The 20121-nt window shown below is 69.7% G+C and carries 17 protein-coding genes and 1 pseudogene; 5 read left to right on the top strand and 13 right to left on the bottom strand.

Going from position 1 to position 20121, the window contains the following annotated elements:
• Positions 1 to 134: 134 nt before the first annotated feature.
• A complete protein-coding gene (locus ABZ464_RS30680) occupies positions 135 to 1874 on the bottom strand; it encodes a CocE/NonD family hydrolase (protein WP_359282021.1) in 1740 nt (579 codons plus the stop codon).
• A 62-nt stretch (positions 1875 to 1936) separates the two neighbouring features.
• Positions 1937 to 2848: a serine hydrolase domain-containing protein gene (locus ABZ464_RS30685; protein WP_359282023.1), complete on the bottom strand. Its 912-nt coding sequence runs from the start codon at positions 2846 to 2848 to the stop codon at positions 1937 to 1939.
• Here ABZ464_RS30685 and ABZ464_RS30690 point away from each other — a divergent pair.
• Both ABZ464_RS30690 and ABZ464_RS30695 read left to right on the top strand, forming a co-directional pair.
• Entirely contained in the window at positions 2778 to 3911 is a 1134-nt protein-coding gene (locus ABZ464_RS30690; RefSeq protein ID WP_359282025.1) for an AMP-binding protein, read from the top strand. The genes ABZ464_RS30685 and ABZ464_RS30690 overlap by 71 nt on opposite strands.
• A gap of 1 nt (position 3912) precedes the next feature.
• Positions 3913 to 4371, top strand: coding sequence for a hypothetical protein (locus ABZ464_RS30695; protein WP_359282028.1), 459 nt, complete (start codon positions 3913 to 3915; stop codon positions 4369 to 4371).
• Positions 4372 to 4705: 334 nt separating this feature from the next.
• On the opposite strand, the gene ABZ464_RS30700 is transcribed toward ABZ464_RS30695, so the two are convergent.
• The 5 genes from ABZ464_RS30700 to ABZ464_RS30720 all read right to left on the bottom strand — a co-directional run bounded on the left by ABZ464_RS30700 (position 4706) and on the right by ABZ464_RS30720 (position 9612).
• Positions 4706 to 5440 carry a GntR family transcriptional regulator gene (locus ABZ464_RS30700; RefSeq protein WP_359282031.1) on the bottom strand — a complete coding sequence of 245 codons (735 nt, stop codon included), beginning with the start codon at positions 5438 to 5440 and terminating at the stop codon, positions 4706 to 4708.
• A 292-nt stretch (positions 5441 to 5732) separates the two neighbouring features.
• A complete protein-coding gene (locus ABZ464_RS30705; protein WP_359282033.1) occupies positions 5733 to 6929 on the bottom strand; it encodes an ABC transporter ATP-binding protein in 1197 nt (398 codons plus the stop codon).
• Complete coding sequence (locus ABZ464_RS30710; protein ID WP_359282035.1) at positions 6919 to 7719, bottom strand: ABC transporter permease; 801 nt, start codon at positions 7717 to 7719, stop codon at positions 6919 to 6921. The genes ABZ464_RS30705 and ABZ464_RS30710 overlap by 11 nt, the downstream gene beginning before the upstream one ends.
• A 5-nt stretch (positions 7720 to 7724) precedes the next feature.
• On the bottom strand, positions 7725 to 8660 hold the full coding sequence (locus tag ABZ464_RS30715) for an ABC transporter permease (RefSeq protein ID WP_359282037.1): 936 nt from the start codon (positions 8658 to 8660) through the stop codon (positions 7725 to 7727).
• A gap of 4 nt (positions 8661 to 8664) precedes the next feature.
• A complete protein-coding gene (locus ABZ464_RS30720) occupies positions 8665 to 9612 on the bottom strand; it encodes an ABC transporter substrate-binding protein (RefSeq protein WP_359282039.1) in 948 nt (315 codons plus the stop codon).
• Between the two features lie 374 nt (positions 9613 to 9986).
• Between ABZ464_RS30720 and ABZ464_RS30725 the strand changes: the two genes are divergently transcribed.
• The 3 genes from ABZ464_RS30725 to ABZ464_RS30735 all read left to right on the top strand — a co-directional run bounded on the left by ABZ464_RS30725 (position 9987) and on the right by ABZ464_RS30735 (position 12558).
• Complete coding sequence (locus tag ABZ464_RS30725; protein ID WP_359282041.1) at positions 9987 to 11093, top strand: alcohol dehydrogenase family protein; 1107 nt, start codon at positions 9987 to 9989, stop codon at positions 11091 to 11093.
• The gene (locus ABZ464_RS30730) at positions 11090 to 12058 is read left to right on the top strand and encodes a PDR/VanB family oxidoreductase (RefSeq protein ID WP_359282044.1); all 969 of its coding nucleotides are present in this window, start codon (positions 11090 to 11092) and stop codon (positions 12056 to 12058) included. The genes ABZ464_RS30725 and ABZ464_RS30730 overlap by 4 nt, the downstream gene beginning before the upstream one ends.
• 74 nt (positions 12059 to 12132) lie before the next feature.
• The gene (locus tag ABZ464_RS30735; protein WP_359282046.1) at positions 12133 to 12558 is read left to right on the top strand and encodes an aminotransferase class III-fold pyridoxal phosphate-dependent enzyme; all 426 of its coding nucleotides are present in this window, start codon (positions 12133 to 12135) and stop codon (positions 12556 to 12558) included.
• Here ABZ464_RS30735 and ABZ464_RS30740 read toward each other — a convergent pair.
• The 6 genes and pseudogenes from ABZ464_RS30740 to ABZ464_RS30765 all read right to left on the bottom strand — a co-directional run bounded on the left by ABZ464_RS30740 (position 12555) and on the right by ABZ464_RS30765 (position 20074).
• A pseudogene (locus ABZ464_RS30740) lies at positions 12555 to 13590 on the bottom strand (amidase). The gene ABZ464_RS30735 and the pseudogene ABZ464_RS30740 overlap by 4 nt on opposite strands.
• A 113-nt stretch (positions 13591 to 13703) precedes the next feature.
• Positions 13704 to 15113 carry an aldehyde dehydrogenase family protein gene (locus ABZ464_RS30745; protein WP_359282049.1) on the bottom strand — a complete coding sequence of 470 codons (1410 nt, stop codon included), beginning with the start codon at positions 15111 to 15113 and terminating at the stop codon, positions 13704 to 13706.
• A complete protein-coding gene (locus ABZ464_RS30750; RefSeq protein ID WP_359282051.1) occupies positions 15110 to 16219 on the bottom strand; it encodes a tartrate dehydrogenase in 1110 nt (369 codons plus the stop codon). The genes ABZ464_RS30745 and ABZ464_RS30750 overlap by 4 nt, the downstream gene beginning before the upstream one ends.
• Positions 16216 to 17658, bottom strand: a complete 1443-nt coding sequence (locus tag ABZ464_RS30755; RefSeq protein ID WP_359282052.1) for an aminobutyraldehyde dehydrogenase — start codon at positions 17656 to 17658, stop codon at positions 16216 to 16218. The genes ABZ464_RS30750 and ABZ464_RS30755 overlap by 4 nt, the downstream gene beginning before the upstream one ends.
• Before the next feature lie 182 nt (positions 17659 to 17840).
• Positions 17841 to 18950, bottom strand: a complete 1110-nt coding sequence (locus ABZ464_RS30760; protein ID WP_359282055.1) for a Zn-dependent alcohol dehydrogenase — start codon at positions 18948 to 18950, stop codon at positions 17841 to 17843.
• Positions 18947 to 20074, bottom strand: coding sequence for an aromatic ring-hydroxylating dioxygenase subunit alpha (locus ABZ464_RS30765; protein WP_359282058.1), 1128 nt, complete (start codon positions 20072 to 20074; stop codon positions 18947 to 18949). The genes ABZ464_RS30760 and ABZ464_RS30765 overlap by 4 nt, the downstream gene beginning before the upstream one ends.
• Positions 20075 to 20121 lie beyond the last annotated feature (47 nt).

Raw genomic sequence — 20121 nt, forward strand, 5'->3', positions numbered from 1 at the left:
TCGCTCATCTCGCTCTCGCGGAGATCGCACCGGCCGGCGATTCGCGGTCCGCGTACCTCGGGCGGCGAATCGCGGGACGTAAGCCATTATCGCCCTATCCTGCGGCTCTGCCCGAGGGGCGGTCGGGTGGCTGATCATGTGAGAACGTCGAGAAGATCCGGGCGCCCGGGCAAAGGCGCCCGGCTCTCACCCGTTCGGCGTGGGCAGGAGTACGCGGGAGAGCGCGCCGTGTCGTGGTGGACCGTGTGCGTGCAGGGCCGCAGCTCGGTTCCGGTGCCGGGCAGTTCACCTGTGCCCTCGTTGCGTGTGTACCTGGGGTGGGAGCCGCCGGCGATCAGCAGGCGGATCCGGTGTCCGGCCTTGACCTGGTGGGTGCAGGCGTCCAGTCGTACGCGTACGGTCTGCACCTGGTCGAGGGGTGAGGTGGGGTCCAGCCGGAGGAGTCCTTCGGCGAAGTTGCGGGACACGCCCTTGGGGTCGACGTCGCAGAGCCGTACGAAGACGTCGGCGTGGGGGTTGCTCCTGGTGTGCGCCAGCTCGACGACCGGGGTTCCCATGATCTCCAGGGGATCGGTCAGCGGGTCGGTGGTGAAGGTGAGTACGTCGGGGCGGTTCTCCAGTTTCGCGTTGTCCTTGCTTCCGGCGTCGAGGGTGAGCAGGGGGCCGCCGAGGGTGGGTGTGGGGTCTGCGGGGTCGTAGAGGTAGGTGGACGGCGCGCCGCCGCTGGGCTCGCCGGCCTGGAGCCTGCCGCCCGGCTGCAGGTAGTGCACGGTCTCGCCCGTCGCCGGTGGCCATGCGGCCAGCTCGCGCCAGGCGCCCTGCCCGGTGACGTACACCTCGACGGGGGGTGCGGACCGTGGCTGTGCCGGTGCTTCGTCGGCGAGGTGCGTCTGAAGCCATTCAAGGTTGCCGCGGAGCATGATCCCCATGCCCTTCTGACCCAGTTCGTTGTGGGACCACGGGCCGACGGTGAGCGAGACGTCGACCCCGCGTGCACGCAGCGTCTCGTACTGGTGCAGGGTCTGGTCGAGGAAGAGGTCCTGCCAGCCTGCGGTGAGCCGCACCGGGACGTTCACCCGCTCAAGGGCGTCGTCGAGCTTGAGCCGGTCCCACACGGCATCGTCGCGCTTTGGAGTGGTCAGCCATTCCCGGAACCACCGCGCGCGGTGCCCGGTCGCCGCGTCGGCCGCGTCGGCCAGCGGGAGGGCGCCGAAGACCGGGGCCAGCCGCCGGTTCAGGGTGAGCATCCGGGGCACACCCCGCAGCCCGGGGAACCTCTCCTGGTTGACCACCAGCTCCGTGAAGGACAGGAAGTCACCCAGACGGAATGCTCCGCTTCCGTGGGCCGCGTCGTGCATGTCGTGCGGCCCGACTGCGATCAGGGAGGTGCGCAGCTCGGGAGGCGGATCCATCAACAGCGCCCACTGGGTCCAGCCCACATAGGAACCCCCGGAGGTCGCGAGCCGTCCGTCGAACCACGGCTGCGTGCGCAGCCAGGCCACCGCGTCCTGGGCGTCGTCGGCCTCGTTCGCCATCGGGTGGAAGTCTCCCGTGGAGCCGAACGTGCCCCGGCAGCTCTGCAGCACGACGTGATACCCGCGGTCCGCGTAGACCCGCGCCTCCAGGTCGTGCGGGAAGCGGCGTCCGTACGGTGTGCGTATGAGGACGGTGCCCTTCGGCCGGTCGGTGACGGGGACGTAGTGGTCCGTCACGAGGACGGCGCCGTCGCGCGCCGGCACCGGCAGGTTCCGCTCGACCCGGTAGCCGTGGCGGGTGCCCGGCAACCGCATCAGGCGGGTCAGGAGCCGGTCGGCCCCGCGAGCGGCCGGGCTCGGAGGCGTCGGAGCGGTGGGACGCGGAAGTGTCGTGGTCATGGCCTGGTTTTCCGGTTCTTCGGTGGACTGGTTCGGGCGTGAAGCGGTGACGGAGCGGGCCTTCACAGGCAAGCACGCAGCGCGTGGCTGAGCGCGTCGGCCCGGTCGTCGGGCAGGCCGCCGGGCTGTGCCGTCTGGTAGGCGAAGGCGATCTCGGACTCCGGATGTGCGAAGCCGAGGCAGCCGCCCAGACCGTCGTGGCCGAAGCTGCCGGGGCCGATCATCGGCCGGTGGACGGAGCTGGTCATGAAGCCGGTGCCCCAGCCGCTGTTCACGTCGGGGCCTACGAACGGACGCCCCTCGGATCGCACCGCACGGGCGTCGCGGACGATCTCCGGGCCCAGCAGCCTGACCCCGTCGACCTCGCCCACCGTGGCCGCGTAGAGCCGTGCCAGGCTGCGGGCGTTGGTCACGAGATTGCCCGCCGGTATCTCCACCGACAGCCATGGTTCTTCGTTGGCGGCCTGGATGATCCGGGCGGCGTCGAAGACCCTGCCCAGGCTGATGGAGCGTGCGATCATCGGTTCGGCGAAAGCCGCGGCCATCATCGCGGCGGCCTCGGGTTCGGTGATGGGCAGAGGGTCCGCCAGGGGATGGAGATCGGCGGACGCGGGGTCGGCGCCGAACGTCATCGTCAGGTTCAGGGGACCGACGACGTGCTCGCGCAGCCACTGACCGGGCCGCAGTCCCGTGGCCCGGCGCAGCACCTCGCCGGCCAGCCAGCCGAACGTGAGCGCGTGGTAGGCGTACGCCGTCCCGGGCACCCAGGCCGGCGCCTGCCGGGCCAGCGTGTCGGCCACCGGCGTCCAGGCACGCAGATCCTCCGGCGTCAGATCCGCCTCGGGTGCCACCAGGCCGGCCTGGTGTGCGAGGAGCTGCCGTACGGTCGTCTCCTCCTTGCCGTTGTCGGCGAACTCCGGCCAGTACTTCGCCACCGGGGCGGCCGCCCTTCCCGCGTCGTCCGTGGCGGTCAAGCACGCAGACGACCCCGCGGTGCTGATGTTCACCTCCGGCACCACCGGCACGCCCAAGGGCGTCGTCCTCACGCACGGCAACATCTGGTGGAACGCGGTCAACGTCGAACTGCGCCTCGACACGCGCAGAGGCGACGTCACCTACGCTGCCGCTTCGCTCTTCCATGTGGGTGCCCTCAACAGTTTCGTGCTGCGCACACTGGTGCGCGGCGGCACCGTGGTGGTGCGCCGCGGATTCGACCCGAAGCAGTGCGCCGACGACCTTGTCACCCACCGCGTCAACTCGATGTTCGGCGTCGCCCAGATGTTCGCCGCCCTGGAGCGCGTCCCCGGACTCTTCGACCAGGACCTGAGCCACCTGCGTGCGGTGGTGGTCGCGGGCGCTCCGGTGCCGCCCTCACTCATCCAGCACTACGCCGAGCACGGCGTGCTGCTCCAGCAGGCCTGGGGCCTGACCGAGACCGCCCCCTTCGCCACCCACCTGCCGGCGGAGCGCACCCTGGAGAAGCTCGGCTCTGCCGGCATCCCCATGCCCTTCACCGACGTCCGTGTGGTCGACGCGGTCACCAACGAACCGGTGAAGCCCGGTGAGGCCGGGGAGATCGTCGTCCGCGGCCCGAACGTCACGGCCGGCTACTGGAACAACCCGGCGGCCGACCGGGCCGCCTTCGACGAGGAGGGCTGGTTCCACTCGGGCGACATCGGCACTCTCGACGGAGACGGGTTCCTCTACATCGTCGACCGACTCAAGGACATGATCATCAGCGGCGGTGAGAACGTCTACCCGGCCGAGGTCGAACGTGTCCTCGCCTCCATGCCGGGATTGGTGGACGTCGCCGTCGTCGGTGTACCCGACGCGGAATGGGGTGAGACCGTGGCAGCGGTGATCAGCGCGGAGGACCCGGCGGCGATCACTCTGGACGACGTACGCGCGTACGCGGCCGCTCACCTGGCCAAGTACAAGCTTCCACGCCACCTGAAGATCATCGACGCCGTCCCGAGGAACGCCTCCGGCAAGCTGGACAAGGGCGTCATCCGACAGCTCGCCGAGGAGGCTGACTGACGTGCTCACGGTGCCACCCCTGCCCACACTCGACGCCCCGCACGGCTGGCGAACCACCATGGTGGCGGGGACTCGCTTCACCGCCCGGTTCCACCTGCGCGGACCGGGCACCGACACCGACGCCGAAGTGGAACGCTGCGCGGCCGGACGTCTCCGGGACACCTACCCTGTCAGCGCCCACGACGTGGAGGTGCGTGTTGCTTCCGGAGCCCTGGGCTCGCTTCCGTCCGAAGCGCTCCGCATGCTGACGAAGGCCGTGTGGAAGGCGGATCCGCGCTGTCGGCGCATCGTCTGCGCCGCCCCGGACGGAGACCTGAACACCCTCGCGCAGGCCGAGGCCGCCGGCTTCCGCCACGTCGTCGACGTGGACCTCGCAGACGAACAGTTCCGCCTGCTGGTGGCCGAGCCGGAGTGGGTCACCGGAGGCGACCGGCGGCTGGACCACGTACCCCAGACCTGAACGGACACAGAGCCGGGCGCAGCCCACCACGCACATGCGGCCGCGTTGGGGGAATGTTCCGAGCCTGGCGGGTTGGAGGGAGATGTCGAAGGGGCCGATGCGGTACCCGGCCATGATGATCACGTCGTCGTCGCGGGAGGAGAAGAAGAAGCAGCCGTTCTCGTCCCGGAGGCCGGCGACGCCCGTGAGGTACCACCGGACGCCGGAGACCGGTACCCACGAAAGGTTTCTGGTCTTCGCCCTGACCGGGAAGCAGCCTCAGCCGACAGACGAACGCACGGAACGGGCCTTGGGCCGCACCGAGCTCGGGCGGCCGGCGTGGCTGGGACCGGAACTATGCTGTGGGTCCCGGTAGCCGGTAGACGCCTGGTGGAAGCAGAAGCGCCGGGTCACCACCCATGCTCCGTACGAGGCTCCCGACGGTCGTGAGGACGTGCGAGCCGACAGCCTCGACAGCGGCGACCTCGTCCCCGGATTCGACGGCCTCCAGTACCTCGACGTGGCTGTGCGCGATGCCGAAGGAGTCGCCGACTTCGGCGTCGTGCAGCGCGATGGCGAGCTGAAGACGCGCGGCGAGGGCGTCGAACATCTCAAGGATCACGAGATTGCCGGAGAGCTCGCACAGCGCGCGATGGAAGTTCAGACCTTCGGTGGTAACGGCCCGCTCATCCCCGCTCACAGCGAGGCCTTCCAGTTTCTCCACGAGGTCCCTGAGGGGGGCGGTGGACACACCACTGCGGATCACGAGCCGCGCCGCGAGCGATTCGAAGGCCATGCGGGCGTTGTACATGTCGATGATGTCATCGGGGGTGATCTGGCGGACGTACACCCCTTTCTGTGGGCGTTCTTCCAGAAGCCCCTCCTCGACCAGGCGGCGGATGGCCTCGCGCAGCGGGGCCCGGCTCATTCCGAGTTGCCGGGACAGGTCCACTTCGAGCAACCGCTGCCCCATGGGCAGGAGCCCCTGCAGGATGGTGCGGCGTATCTCTCCGTACGCGTGATCGGCGAGGCGGGGGCGCTCCGCCGGTACCAGGAGGGGCTTGGCATCCGACCCGCTGCCCTCCGGCACGTCTCCGTTCCGAGTCCTGGCCAATTCCACCCTCCCGTTGTGTATCGCACCGAGCGTATGCAACGGCATCCCATGCCGGTAGTCGACTGTGGCGCGCCTGCGCATACTCTCACTTGCCGTACGGGACAGCATAGTCGGATGTCGACATTCGACTGTCCCGTCTCGGGTGCTGTGGACCACGTGACACTTCCGCGGGTGCCGGTGATCACTTGCTTGCCGCGCCCGCTCGCGCCCAAGCCTGGTCAGCTCGACCGCGGGCGAACTCGTACGGAGCCGCTGTGAACGGGACCTCTCACGCGTTCGCCTCGGCCGCCCTGGGAACGGATTCCTCGCCCGGAGCCGCCGGCGGTCCCGGCTCGGCGTCGGAGGGAGAGCCCGCCAGCAGGGCACCCGCGTCCAGCGGCCAGTGCACGGCGACGGGGTCGCCCGGCCGTACGTCCTCACTGCCGGCCGCGGGTTCACGCACGCTCATGCGGCCATGACCCGGAACATCGACGTCGATCCGTCGTGCGGAGCCCAGGTAGACGACGTCGCACACCGTACCCGACAGCCGGTTGTGCGACTCCGGTAGGTCCTTGGCGGTGGAGGCCGTCACACGACAGCGTTCCGGCCGTACGAGAACACAGCCGGTCGCGCCGATCACGCGGGCGGCGCCGGTCGCGGACGCGGTGAGGGGGACGCGGATGCGCGCGTCACCCACCGCGACGGTCGCGGTGCCGCCGACGACGTGCGCGGGGCCGGTGAAGATGTTGGAGTCCCCGAGGAAGTCGGCGACGAACCGGGTGGCGGGTCGCTCGTAGAGCTCTTCCGCCGTGGCCGCCTGCTCGATGCGCCCGTCGTTGAAGACCGCGATCCGGTCGGAGAGGGTCAGTGCCTCCTCCTGGTCGTGGGTGACGAAGACGACCGTGACGCCGAGTTCCCGGTGGATGCGGCGGATCTCGGTCTGCAGTGCCTCGCGCAGCTTCTTGTCCAGGGCACCCAGCGGTTCGTCCATGAGCAGGATCCGCGGGTTGAAGACCACCGCGCGGGCCAGGGCGACGCGTTGCTGCTGCCCGCCCGACAGGGCCTTGGGATACCGGTCTCCGAACTTCTCCAGGTGGACCAGCGCCAGCGCCTCGCGGACCCGGGCCTCGGCTTCCGACTTCGGCACACGGCGCTGTCGCAGCGGAAAGGCGATGTTCTGGGCCGCTGTCATGTGCGGGAAGAGAGCGTAGTTCTGGAACACCATGCCGATGTTCCTGCGGTGTGTGGGCAGATCGCTGATGGGTTTGCCGTCGGCGAGGATCTCACCGCCCGTGGGCTGTTCGAATCCCGCGATCATGTTGAGCGTCGTCGTCTTGCCGGAACCGCTGGGTCCGAGCAGGGTGACGAACTCGCCCGGCTCGATACACAGGTCCACCGACTTCACGACGTCCTGCGCGCCGAACCGCTTACGCAGACGGCGCAGTTCGAGTGAGGCGCCGGCTTCGGCCGGATGCTCAGGCTTCATCGGTCTTGCTCCTCCCGGCTCGGACGGTGAGTGCCACGAGGAACAGCACTGCCGTCAGAGCGGTCGTCAGGGTCGAGGCGGCGGCGATGGTGGGGTCGGACTCCTTCGCCACGCTGGTGTACATCTGCACCGGCAGGGTCCGCAGGGTGGGGGAGACCAGGAAGATGGACACGATGGTCTCGTTGAACGATCCGAGGAAGGACAACACGGCTCCGGTGAGCACTCCGGGGGCGATGATCCGCAGGGTCACCTGGAAGAACGTCGCCAACGGGGTGGCCCCACAGATGGCCGCCGCCTGCTCGAGCCTGCGGTCGAACGTGTGCAGCGAGGCGGAGACCGAGATGAAGACGAACGGCATCGACAGCACCGTGTGGGCCAGAATGAAGCCCATCGGGGTACCGGTGAGCCGCCACCGCAGGAACAGTGAGTACATGCCGATGCCCGCGATCAGCACCGGCACCACGGTCGGCAGGAGAAGCAGTGTCTGGAGCAGGGGGCCGACCCGGGAGCGCAGGCGGCTCAGCCCGAGGGCGGCGGCTGTGCCGAGCAGGGTGGCGACCACCATGACGACGAGCGCGATCTGCACGGAGTTGACAAGAGACTGGTACCAGTTCGGGTCGTCGAAGAAGTTGCGGTACCACCGCAAGGACCAGTTGGACGGCGGGAACCTGAAGCTTTCGCTGCCGGTGAAACTCATGATCGCGACGATCAGGATGGGCGCCGTCAGCCAGACCACTACCGCGACGCCCCAGGCCGTCAGCGGCATCCGGCTCATGCTGAATCGTGCCATGGACCCTATTCCTTGGAGTGGTTGCCGCTCACGCCGGTGGCGGTCGCGGCTGTCGGGCGGACGAAGCGCCAGCCGAACAGCAGGAAGACACCGGTCACGAAGATCATCACCGCGGCCATGGCCCCGCCGCGGCCCCAGGCCAGCAGGCTGTTCACCTCGGTGACCAGATACTGGGAAAGCAGCATCTGCTGGGGAGAACCGAGCAGCGACGGCGTGATGTAGAAGCCCAGGGACAGGACGAAGACCATCAGGCTGCCTGACAGCACCCCGGGCATCGACATCGGCACATAGACACGGAAGAAGGCGATGGCGGGCCTGGCCCCCAGCGTTTGGGCGGCGAGTACCAGGCGCCGGTCGATGCCCTGCATGGTGGAGTACAGGGGCAGAATCATGAACGGCACCATCGCCTGGGTCATGCCGATCCCGGCACCCGTCACGGTGCCCAGGAGCCCGGAGTGCCCGAGCCCCAGCCGGCCGGTGAGGCTGTCGACCGGTCCGTTGTCCTGGAGGAGGATGACCCAGGCGAAGGTCTGGGCCATCGCCGAGGACCAGAACTGCACCAGGACCACTCCGAGCAGCACGGCTCGCAGGCGACGGCCGGCCACTGTCATCAGGTAGGCGAAGGGATAACCGATGACGAGGCAGGCCGTGGTGACGGCGACGCCGGTCACCACGGTGCGCACAAGGATGGTGATGTTCACCGCGTCCCCGAAGAACCAGGCGTAGTTGTCGAAGCCGCCTGATTCCGGAGGGATGAAGTCGGTGAAGCTCCGGCGCAGCGCCTCGGCCACCGGGTAGACGAAGAACGCCACCGAGACGGCGAGCGCCGGCACGGCCAGCGCGCTCCAGCCGAGGCGGCGTCGGCGGGCCGGAGCCTGTGCCGACGCCGCCCGAGGCGTGGTCCCGTTTCTCGGCATGGTGGGGGAGCCCGTCGAGGTCATGGCCTCATCCCGTCTGCCACTTGGTCCAGGCCTGCGTCACGTCGTCGTTGTTCTTGGCCCACCAGTTCATGTCGATGACATGGGTCTGCGGCAGCGCCTTCGCCGAGGTCGGCAGGAATTCCTCGGTCAGTGCGTCGACCTTGGGGGAGGTGTTCACCGTCGTGGGCGCGTAGGGGATGGTCTGAGTGAGGGCCGCCTGAGGGTCAGGCGTGGCGATGTAGCTGATGAGCTTCTCCGCCGCGGCCTTGTTCGCGGCGCCCTTGGGAATCACGAGAGCGTCGGTGGTCCGGAACGCGGTGCTCCACACCGGTGCGTAGTCCGCGCCGTCCTTGGCCGCCGCGTACGCCCGCCCGTTGTAGACCAGCGCCATGGAGACCGAGCCGGAGTTGAGCTGCTCGGTGGACTGGGTCGGCTGGGCGTACCAGGAGACGCTGCCGCGTATGCTGCCGAGCTTCTTCAGCGCCCGGTCCACGTCGAGGGGGTACAGCTGGTCCTCGGCCACGCCGTCGGCGAGGAGCGCCTGTTCGAGCAGGCCGGGCGCCGCCGCGTTGTAGACGCCGCGCTTGCCCGGGTACTTCTTGAGGTCGAAGAAGTCCGCCATGCTCGTGGGCGGGTTGTCCCCGAACTTCTTCTTGTCGTAGACCATGACGACGGACTGCTGGACGACAGGTATTCCGCACGCCCCGACGTCGAGCTTCGGGTCGATCTTCGAGGTGTCGACGGCCGTGGTGTCGATCTTCTGGAACAGGGTCCCGCACTCCTTGATCGCGACGTTCGCGTCGACGTCCATGACGTCCCAGGAGACGTTCCCGGCCTGCACCATGGCCTTGAGCTTGGAGTAGTCGGTGGGTCCGTCCTGTACGACCTTGGTGCCGGTCTTCTTGGCGAACGGGTCGGTCCACGCCTTCTGCTGTGCGTCCTGGAAGGCCCCGCCCCAGGACACGAACGTCACTGATCCGCTTCCCGATCCGCCGGCGGTGGTCCCGCCTCCGCACGCGGCCAGGACGAGGCCGAGACCCGTCGCCGTACAGATCGAATAGAGCACTCTTCGCCGCATAACCGCTCCTTGCGCTAGCCGGGCTCCCTCGTGCAGCCTTGGTGCCCGACAGAATCTCTGTCGACATTCGACAGGTCAACCCCCTGAATGGACATTTAACACAGGATCTTGCGGTGTTACGGAAATGTTTCCGACCGCCTGTGCGTGTGGCCCACGTGTCAACACCCTTGCGCGCCCGGAGGTGGCGGGGGAGGATGTGTCGACATTCGACACTCTGTCTGATTGGGTCACGTTCCACTACCCGTGCGACAGAGAGGAAGGGTGCGGTCATGGTTCCCGAAGTCATGCGCGCCATGGTGCTGACCGGTCACGGAGGCATCGACAAGCTGGTGTACCGCGAGGACTATCCGGTGCCGTCCCCGGCGTCGGGTCAGGTACTCATCAGGGTGAAGGCGTCCAGTGTGAACAACACGGACATCAATACCCGAACCGGATGGTACGCCCCTGGGGTGACCGGTGCGCTGACCCCCGAGATCGGCCTGCTCGGGCTGCAGCAGGAAGACGCCGACATGACCTGGGACCGGAACCCGCTCGGCTTCCCCCGGGTGCAGGGCGCGGCCATCGCCGGCGAGATCGTCGCCGTCGGGGAGGGCGTCCCGGCGGATCGCACAGGAGAGCGAGTGATCGTCGACCCTGTGATCCGGGACGCGCGCCTGCCGCGCTGGGCTCGCGGTGTGGTCTTCGTGGGCAGCGAGTGCGACGGCGGCTATGCGGAGTACGCGGCGGTCGCGGCCGAGAACGCCTTCCCCGTCCGTACCGAACTCAGTGACGCCGAACTCGCCTGCTTCCCGTGCGCCTACTCCACAGCGGAGGAGATGCTGCAACGCACCCAGGTGAGCGAGGGGGAGACGGTCCTGGTCACCGGTGCGTCGGGAGGAGTCGGCTCTGCCAACGTCCAGCTGGCCCGCCTGCGCGGAGCCCGGGTCGTGGCCGTCGCCGGCGCGTCGAAGGAGGCCGCAGTGCGGGAGCTGGGAGCGGACTTCTTCATTCCCCGGGAAGAGGGCGATCTCGCGGGCGCGGTGCACCGGCTCGTCGGCGAAAGGTCGGTGGACGTCGTGGCCGACGTGACCGGCGGACCGGCGCTCACCGACATGCTCCGGGTGCTGCGGCGCGGCGGCCGGTACGTCACCGGCGGCGCGATCGCGGGACCTGTGCCCCCTATCGACCTGCGCGATCTCATCTACAAGGACCTCACCATGATCGGCGTCGCGAACCCCGAGCGTGACTCCTTCGTCGAGCTGGTCCGCCACATCGAGTCGGGCGAGCTGCGTCCGGTCGTGGACAAGGTCTTCCCGCTTCGTGAACTGCCGCGCGCACACGAGTACTTCGTCCGGAAGGCTCATGTCGGCAAGGTCGTCATCGCGGTCTCCGAATGACCGGCACGCCTGCTCTCCGGCTCACGGTCACCCGCATACGGTACGAGGCCGAAGGTGTGCTGTCGCTCACCCTCGCGGATCCGGCGGGGACACCGCTGCCCGAGTGGACACCCGGCGCACACCTCGACCTGCGGCTGCCCTCCGGGCTGACCCGCCAGTACTCGCTGTGCGGCGACCCCGCGAACCGACACGAATACCGCGTCGCCGTACTCCTGGCCGAGGACTCCCGAGGAGGCTCGCGCGAGATCCACGCAACGGTACGACAGGGCGACATGCTGGATGTCGCCGGCCCCCGCAACCACTTCCGGCTGGTCGACGCTCCGGCGTACCTGTTCATCGCCGGCGGGATAGGCATCACGCCCCTCCTGCCGATGATGCGGCAGGCCACCGCGGCAGGGACCCCCTGGTCCCTGTTGTACGGAGGACGCACTCGCCCCTCCATGGCCTTCCTCGACGAGATCGGCGACCTGAGCGGGGGCAAGGTGTCGCTCGCCCCCCAGGACGAGGCGGGCCTGCCCGACATCGGGGCACAGCTGCGCGAGGCCCCTCCGGAGGCGGCCGTGTACTGCTGCGGACCCGAGGGCCTGCTGCGGGCCGTCCGCTCCCAGTGTGCGGAGCGGCCGGACCCGCCCACCGTGCACTTCGAGCGCTTCGCGGCGGCCGACCCCGCCCGGGCCGCGGCGGACCAGGAGACCTCCGCGGCCTTCGAGGTGGAACTGCGGCGCAGTGGCATCCGGCTGACCGTTCAGCCCGGAACGACCGTGCTCGACGCCGTACGTGAGGTGCTGCCCACCGCCCCGTTCTCCTGCGGAGAAGGCGTCTGCGGCACCTGCGAGACCACGGTTCTGGACGGTGTCCCGGACCACCGCGACGAACTCCTCACCCCGGAGGAACACGAGTCGGGCACCACGATGCTCATCTGCGTCAGCCGCTGCCGCGGCCCCCGACTCGTCCTCGACCTCTGACACCACTTCCGGCCCTCGACCACCGGCCCGTTCCCATCGGGCCGGCCCAGGTCGGGCCGTCAACAGGAGGAACAGTGGCTTTCACGGATCTCCACGCCAAGGCGCGCCGCCACCTCTGGCCGCACTGCACGGAGATGTCACGGGTCAAGGACGGCAGTCTGCCTGTCATCGTCCGAGGTGAGGGCTGCACCGTCGAGGATGAGCAGGGGCGCCGTTTCCTGGACGGGCTGGCCGGACTGTTCTGTGTGCAGATCGGCTACTCGCACGGCGCCGAGATCGGCCGGGCCGCCGCTGCCCAACTGGAAGAGCTCCCCTATTACCCGAACTGGAGCTATGCCCATCCACGCGCCATCGAACTGGCCGCCGAGGTCGCCGATCTCGCCCCGGAGGGACTGGAGCGCGTCTTCTTCGTGTCCGGAGGCGCCGACGCGGTGGAGACGGCGTGGAAACTGGCCTGCCAGTATCACCAGGAGCGCGGGGAGCGGCGCTGGAAGGTCTAGGTCTCGAAGAGGTCCTGTACGGCCGCATACAGGGCGGTGCGTTCGGCAGCCGCTGTGGAGACGTCCAGTCCGCTCAGCCGAAGCCCGTTCTCGATCTCCCACACGGCTTCGGGCTTGAGCCCGGCCCGGTGCCCGGGGTCCTGGTAAAGGGCATGCCCGGCCGCCGCGTTGCTCCACCAGCGCCAGGTCAGGAAGGTCTCCCAGATCCTCTCCGGCGCATACGCGGGAAGCGCGCTCTCAACCGTGCAACCCAGGGACTCGAAGACGTCGAAGGAGGACTCGCAGAGCTCCATCAGGCCCGGTTCCGTGGCCAGATGGCCGTTCCAGTCCCCCACCCAGGCGATGCGAGTCCCCCGGAAGTCGCCGTCGAGCCCGCGGGCGAAGACGCCGGGGTCGTCGGCGAGGGACAGCGGCGAGCCGGGGTCGGCGCCGGCCATCACGGACAGCAGAGCGGCCAGGTCCTCAGTGGTGCGCGCCATCGGCCCCACGACCGCTGGTGAGACCACGAAACCGGGCTCGGGCACCCGCCCCGCGCTGGGCCGCAGGCCGAAGACGTTGTTGAAGGCGGCAGGATTGCGCAGCGAGCCCATGAAGTCGCTGCCGTCCGCCACGGGCACCATCCGCAGAGCCACCGCCGCCGCTGCTTCCACCGGCGGTCAGGTCCGGTTCGTATGCGTTCCCCGTGGTCCCCCAGAGCGGGTTGTAGGTCTGCGAACCGAGCCCGAACTCGGGTGCGTTGGTCTTGCCGATGACGATCGCGCCGGCAGCTCGCAGCCGTGCCACGAACACCTCGTCCTCGGCCGCCACTCGGTCTTCGAACAGCGGTGAACACATGGTGAAGGGCAGTCCGGCGGCGGCTGCGAGGTCCTTCACCGCGTGCGGGAATCCGTGCATCCAGCCGAGGTACTCACCCCGGCTCAGCTGGTCGTCCCGTTCACGGGCCCGGGCGATCGACACTTCTGGGTCCTGCATGCCCACGATCGCGTTCACCTGCGGGTTCACGAGTTCGATGTGGCTGAGGTAGGCCTGCATGACCTCGACGCAGGAGACGGTGCGCTGCCGGATGGCCCGGGAGAGGGCATGGGCGTCGAGGGCGACTATGTCGTGCACGAAGTGCCTCTCGGTCGGCTTCCGGGAGAGTCCTCCTACCCCCCGAGAATCACCAGCTTGGGATCGAGCAGTGCCCGAACCGCGTAGGGCACGCCTTCGCGGCCCTCTCCGGAGTCCTTCACGCCCCCGTAGGGCATGTGGTCGGTGCGGAACGAGGGCGCGAGGTTGACCAGCACCGCGCCCGCCTCCGCCTGGCGGACGTACTTCAGCGCCGTGGCCGTGGAGGCCGTGAAGACGGCGGTGTTGAGGCCGAAGCGGGAGGCGTTGACCTCGCGTACGGCGGCGTCCAGGTCGGGCACCGTGTTCACCGATACGACCGGCCCGAAGACCTCCTCGCACATCACCGACGCGTCGGAGGGCACGTCCGCCAGCACGGTGGGCCGCAGGACACCGTCCGCGATATCGCCGCCGGCCCGCAGCGACGCCCCGCTCCGCAAGGCCGCCTCCACCCAGGAGCTCACCCGTTGCGTGGCCTCCGCGCTGATGAGCGGTCCGACGACGGTTCTCTCGTCCTTCGGGTCGCCCGCCACCAGCGACTCGGCGGCCTTGGCCAGCCGCTCCAGGAACGGCTCGGCCGCGCCCGGCGTGACGTAGACCCGTTGCAGGGAGATGCAGGCCTGGCCGGAGTAGGTGAAGGCCCCGGTGACGGCGGCCTGTACCGCCGCGTCGAGATCGGCGTCGTCGGCGACCACCATCGCGGTGTTGGAGCCCAGCTCCAGGACGTGGCGCTTGGCGGGGGAGCGCTGTTTGAGGGACCAGCCCACCGAGGACGAGCCGGTGAAGGTGAGCACGGCCACCCGCGGATCGTCCGTCCATGTGCCCACCACGGTGCCGGGATCGCCGGTGACGAGGTTCAGCATGCCCGCGGGCAGACCGGCTTCGTCGAAACACTCCACCAGCAGACCGGCGGTGAGCGGAGTCCGCTCCGACGGTTTCAGCAGCACCGGGCACCCGGCGGCGACAGCCGGGCCCACCTTGTGGGTGACCAGGTTCAGCGGGAAGTTGAACGGGGTGATCGCGGCCACCGGGCCGACCGGCCGGGGCACGGTGAAGGCGAGCAGACCCTCGCCCGCCGCGACCGCGTCCATGGGGATCGCCTCGCCCGCGAGCCGGCGGGCCTCCTCGGCGGACAGCCGCAGCGTGTCCACCGCCCGGCCCACCTCGCCCCGGGCCGCGCTGATGGGCTTGCCCGCCTCGGCCCGGATGGTCTGTGCGAACAGCTCGGCACGCTCCTCCACGAGGTCGGCCGTACGGCGCAGCACCCGGGCCCGTTCGTGGGCGGCCGGGCAGTCGGCGGCCACGGCGGCGTCCACCGCCGCAGTGGCCTGGTGTGCTTCCGCGGAGGCCACTCGCCCCACGACCGTGCCGTCCCAGGGGTCGGTGACCGTGAAGGTCGCGTCCGGGTGCTGCCAGGCACCGCCGATGTACAACCCCTGTGTTCTCATGATCCGCTGCTCCTGTCCGCTACGGTGCCGGCCGTCGCCGTGATCGTGGCGACGACCGCGGCGACGAAGTCGGTGGTCGAGGCGTTCCCGCCGAGGTCACGGGTGAGTACTCCCGCCGCCAGAGCCGCGTCGACGGCGTCCAGCAGGGCCCGCGCGGCCGCCTCCTCGCCGAGATGGCGCAGCATCAGCGCCGCCGACCAGATCTGCCCCACGGGATTGGCGATGCCCTTGCCCGCGATGTCAGGGGCGGAACCGTGCACGGGCTCGAACAGCGACGGATGCTTCCGCTCGGGGTTGAGGTTGGCGCTCGCGGCGAGTCCTATGGAACCGGTGAGGGCGGAGGCCAGGTCGGAGAGGATGTCGCCGAACAGGTTGGACGCCACGATCACGTCGAACCGCTCCGGACGCAGCACCAGTTCGGCGGCGAGAGCGTCGATGAGAACCTTGCGCAGGGCCACCCCGGGTGACGCGGCGACGGTCTCGGCGACCACCTCGTCCCAGAACGGCATGGTGTGGATGATCCCGTTGGACTTGGTCGCCGAGGTCAGCCCGCCGCGCCGCTCGCCCGCGAGCCGGGCCGCGTAGCCGGCCACCCGTGCCACTCCCGCCCGGGTGAAGACGGACTCCTGGATCGCCATCTCCTCGGGCCGCCCGCGATGGAACCGGCCGCCGATCTCCGAGTACTCGCCCTCGACGTTCTCACGCACGATCACCAGATCGATGTCGTTCGCATCGCGCAGCGGGCCGCGCACGCCAGGCATCGAACGCACCGGCCGCAGATTGACGTACTGGTCGAACTGGCGCCGGATGGGGATCAGCAGCCCCCACAGGGTGACGTCGTCGGGGATGTCCGGTGTTCCGACCGCGCCCAGCAGGATCGCGTCGTGCCGGGAGAGCACGTCCAGCCCGTCGACCGCCATCATCCTTCCGTGGCGCCGGTAGTGGTCCGAGCCCCACGGGTACTCCGTCCAGCGCACGGTGAAGCCGTGGACCGCCGCGACGGCGTCCACCGCGGCGACGGCCGCGGGGACCACCTCGATGCCGATGCCGTCCCCGGGGATGACGGCCACCGAATGACGCCTGGCGCTGTGTCGGTCGCCGCTCATGAGAGAGTCACCATGACGTGCTTGAGGTCGGCGTAGTGGTCCAGAGCGGCCAGCGACAGGTCCTTGCCGTGCCCGGACTGACCGAAGCCGCCGTGCGGCATCTCGGCCACCACGCTCTGATGCCCGTTGACCCACACGCATCCGAAATGCAGGGCCTTGGACAGGCGCAGTGCGCGTCCCACGTCACGGGTCCAGACCGAGGCCGCGAGACCGTACGGCGTGTCGTGCGCGCAGCGGATCGCCTCGGTCTCGTCGGTGAACCTCTGCACGGTGACCACCGGTCCGAAGATCTCCCGCTGCACGAGTTCGTCGTCCTGGGCCACTCCGGCGATCACGGCGGGTTCCAGGAAGTAGCCCGCCTGTTGTGGCCTGCCGCCGCCCGTGACCAGTTCGGCGTGGGCCGGACGCCGCTCGAGGAAGCCCTCGACCCGGTCGCGCTGGCGCGGGCTGTTCAGGGGGCCGAGGTCGATGTCACGGCTCATGGTGTCGCCGGTGCGCAGCGCCTTCGCCCGGTCGGCGAGTCCGCTGACGACCGCCTCGTACACCCGGTCGGCGGCCAGGACACGGGTGGCGGCGGTGCAGTCCTGTCCGGCGTTGTAGAACGCGGCGGAGGCGATCCCGTTCAGGGCGGTTTCCAGGTCGGCGTCCTCGAAGACCAGGACAGGGGCCTTGCCGCCGAGTTCGAGGTGCGTGCGCTTCAGGGACTCCGCGGCCACCTGGGCGACCCTGCGGCCGGACTCCACCGAACCGGTCAGCGAGACCATGTCCACACCGGGGTGGCGGACGATGGCCTCGCCGGTCTCCCCGGCGCCGAGGACGACGTTGAGCACACCGGGGGGCAGCACGCCGTCCGCCAGTTCGGCGAGGCGCAGGGCGGTCAGCGGTGTGGTCTCGGACGGCTTGAGCACCACCGTGTTGCCGGTGGCCAGGGCCGGTGCCGCCTTCCAGATGGCCATCATCAGCGGGTAGTTCCACGGTGCGATGCCGCCGACCACACCGACCGGCTCCCGGCGCAGCAGCGACGTACGGCCGGGCGCGTACTCGCCCGCGGCGGCGTTCTGCAGGGAGCGGGCCGCACCGGCGAAGAACCGCAGATGGTCGAGGTTCAGCCGCATCTCGTGCTCCGACGCGGCGATCGGCTTGCCGGCGTTGCGGGCCTCGAGCTCGGCGAGATGGCCCAGGTGCTCTTCCAGCCGGTCCGCGAGCTTGAGCAGGGCGTGGGCGCGTTCGCCGGGTGTGCTCGCACCCCATCCTGCTTCGAGGGCGCGCCGTGCGGCGGTGACGGCGCGGTCCACGTCCTCGGCGGTGCCGAGGGGAGCGATCGCCATGAGGTCGCCGGTGGCGGGATCGATGATGTCGTAGCCGGTCTCGGTCCCGCCGTCGGCGAACCGGCCGTCGATGAAGTGCTGCAGGACGGGAGGTGGTGCGGGGGTCGGCATGAGTGCTGCTCTCGGTGAGGAGGTGGTGACGGGTCCGGGTGCCGGACGGGCGGGGAGCCGAGGCGTGGTCGAAACGCCGTCCCAGGAAGACGTGTCCGGACGGGTCGGGTCGGGTCGGATCGCGTGCCCCGGCCGCCGCCGATACGAAGTCGCCGAACCGGCGAGTCGGTCCAACCGGCGAGTCAGTCGAACATGACGACCGAGCGCGCCCGTTCGCGGCGGCGCAGGGCGTCCAGTGCCTGGTCCACCTCGCCGAGTCCGATGCGGTGGCTGATCAGTTCGTCGACGGGGAGGAACCCGGCGAGGTAGAGGCGGGCGAGGCGGGGGAAGTCGACCGCGGGGACGCTGGCCCCGTAGGTGCAGCCGACCACTCGCTGTCCGGACATGCTCAGTGCCAGCGGGTCCAGCGCGAACTTCGTCCCGGACGGCGGCATCCCGACGAGGACCGCGGTGCCGCCCACGCCGAGCACAGCCGTGCTCAGCTGCATGGTGGCCGGATGCCCGGCGCACTCGAAGGCGTGGTCGACGCCGTCGCCCACGATGTCCCGCACGGCGGCGACCACGGCCGCCGGGTCGTCACCGCCGAGCACGGTGTGGGTGGCGCCGACCTTCTCGGCCAGCTTGAGCTTCTCGGGGGAGAGATCGATCGCGATCACCGGGTGGGCGCCGGCCGCACGGGCGCCCATCACGGCGGACAGCCCCACGCCGCCGCAGCCGAGGACGGCCACCGCCTCACCGGGGCGGACCTGGGCGCTGTTGAAGACCGCGCCGACACCGGTGGCGACACCGCAGCCCAGGAGGCTCGCCACATCCCAGGGAATCTCCTTGGGAATGGCGATCACGGCCGACTCGGCGACCACCGCCCGTTCGGAGAAGGTGCCCAGTCCGATGTGCTGCAGCACGGGCTCGCCGTCCATGGCCAGACGCGTGGTGCCGTCGGGCAGGAGGTTGTCCTCGGTGCGGTTGTTGTGGCAGGCCCAGGCCTTTCCCGTCACGCAGTGCCGACAACGACGGCAGGGCGCCGCCCAGGCGAGGACCACGTGGTCGCCGGGTACGACGTCCCGCACCCCCTCGCCGACCCGCTCGACCACACCTGCCCCCTCGTGGCCCAGCACGATCGGTGTGGGCGTGCCCCAGTCGCCGTCCCGGGAGTGCAGGTCGGAGTGGCAGACCCCGCTGGCCCGCAGCCGCACCTGCACCTCGCCCGGACGAGGGGCGCCCAGGGTCAGCGTCCGGTCCGCAAGCGGCTGATCCGGCGCGAGGTAGACAAGAGCACGCGTCGTCGACGTCATCGCAGCTGCCCCATGGCCTGCTGGTAGAGGTGGCGGAACTGCTGGCTGGAGTACTCGTACACGGTGTTGTACGGTCCCGGCTGGTAGTGCCGGGAGCCGATCCCCCGCTGGGTCTTCTCGCACAGTCCGCTGTCCTGGCCGCGGGCGATGCGGTGCAGTTCGAAGATCCCCTCGGCGTCGTAGTCCTCGTTCTCGACCGCGTCGGCGTGCACCATCAGCACCAGCCGCACCTCGGTCTGCGTGGTGGACAGGGGCTTGAACGTCTGGATGTGGGCGTGGTCGGCGGCGGCGGTCAGCTCGAAGATGCTGGAATGCCAGTTCAGGAAGCGCATGCCCTCCGGAGGGCTGTCCGGATCGCCGAGCAGCCGCTTGGAGCGGTACTGCCCGTCGAGGGTGAGGGTGTGCATGCCTTCCAGCAGAGGGAACTTGCGGTCGAAGCGGTAGTCGGCGACGAGCGAGTGGGACTCCGAGGCCCCGGTGCGGGTGACGCTCATGACCCGGCCGAGTTCCGGGTGATTGATCGCGCAGTGGTAGCACTCACCGCCGTTCTCCCACACGATCTTCCAGTTCGCCTCGATCACGGTGCGGTACTCCACCGCGACCTTCGCCCGCTCCAGCTGGTGCTCACCGAAGTCGGCGTCGGGGAGCCGTTCGGCGACGGACGGCGGGCGCTCGTCGGCGAGGGACACGAAGACCAGCCCGTTCCAGGTGTTCACCCACGCGTGCTTGAGCCCGTGGGGCGTCTTGTCGAAGTCCGGCTGCATCCTGGGCGCCGAGCGCAGCTCACCGTCGTAGTCGAAGGTCCAGCCGTGGTAGGTGCAGGTGATCGCCCGCCCGCAGCTGCCGGAGGTCTCCTCCAACAGCTGGGCGCCGCGGTGGGTGCAGAAGTTGTACAGCGCGCGCAGCTCGCCGGAGCGGCTGCGCACCACGATCACGCTCTCGCCCGCGAGGTCATGGCGGACGAAGTCGCCGGGCTTCGCCAGCTGGCTCGTGTGAGCGACGTACATCCAGTTGTTGCGGAAGATCCGCTCCATCTCCTCCTCGAAGATGTCCGGCGAGATGAAGTCCTCGCGACGGAAACCGCTGGTCGGCATTTCGATGGCCGGGACGTCCTGGAGGGTCATGGCTGTTCCTTTCCCGCCGCGGCGCGGGCGGCGGCGGATCGTGGCGT

Origin of the sequence: Streptomyces sp. NPDC005820 (assembly GCF_040630255.1) — a bacterium.
GTDB lineage: Bacteria > Actinomycetota > Actinomycetes > Streptomycetales > Streptomycetaceae > Streptomyces.

Bases quoted from the DNA above. Each gene is read 5' to 3' on its own strand.
- ABZ464_RS30710 (WP_359282035.1), bottom strand. From the start codon at position 7,719: ATGGCACGATTCAGCATGAGCCGGATGCCGCTGACGGCCTGGGGCGTC.
- ABZ464_RS30715 (WP_359282037.1), bottom strand. From the start codon at position 8,660: ATGACCTCGACGGGCTCCCCCACCATGCCGAGAAACGGGACCACGCCT.
- ABZ464_RS30730 (WP_359282044.1), top strand. From the start codon at position 11,090: ATGACCGGCACGCCTGCTCTCCGGCTCACGGTCACCCGCATACGGTAC.
- ABZ464_RS30725 (WP_359282041.1), top strand. From the start codon at position 9,987: ATGGTTCCCGAAGTCATGCGCGCCATGGTGCTGACCGGTCACGGAGGC.
- ABZ464_RS30680 (WP_359282021.1), bottom strand. From the start codon at position 1,874: ATGACCACGACACTTCCGCGTCCCACCGCTCCGACGCCTCCGAGCCCG.
- ABZ464_RS30705 (WP_359282033.1), bottom strand. From the start codon at position 6,929: ATGAAGCCTGAGCATCCGGCCGAAGCCGGCGCCTCACTCGAACTGCGC.
- ABZ464_RS30765 (WP_359282058.1), bottom strand. From the start codon at position 20,074: ATGACCCTCCAGGACGTCCCGGCCATCGAAATGCCGACCAGCGGTTTC.
- ABZ464_RS30750 (WP_359282051.1), bottom strand. From the start codon at position 16,219: ATGAGCGGCGACCGACACAGCGCCAGGCGTCATTCGGTGGCCGTCATC.
- ABZ464_RS30745 (WP_359282049.1), bottom strand. From the start codon at position 15,113: ATGAGAACACAGGGGTTGTACATCGGCGGTGCCTGGCAGCACCCGGAC.
- ABZ464_RS30755 (WP_359282052.1), bottom strand. From the start codon at position 17,658: ATGCCGACCCCCGCACCACCTCCCGTCCTGCAGCACTTCATCGACGGC.
- ABZ464_RS30760 (WP_359282055.1), bottom strand. From the start codon at position 18,950: ATGACGTCGACGACGCGTGCTCTTGTCTACCTCGCGCCGGATCAGCCG.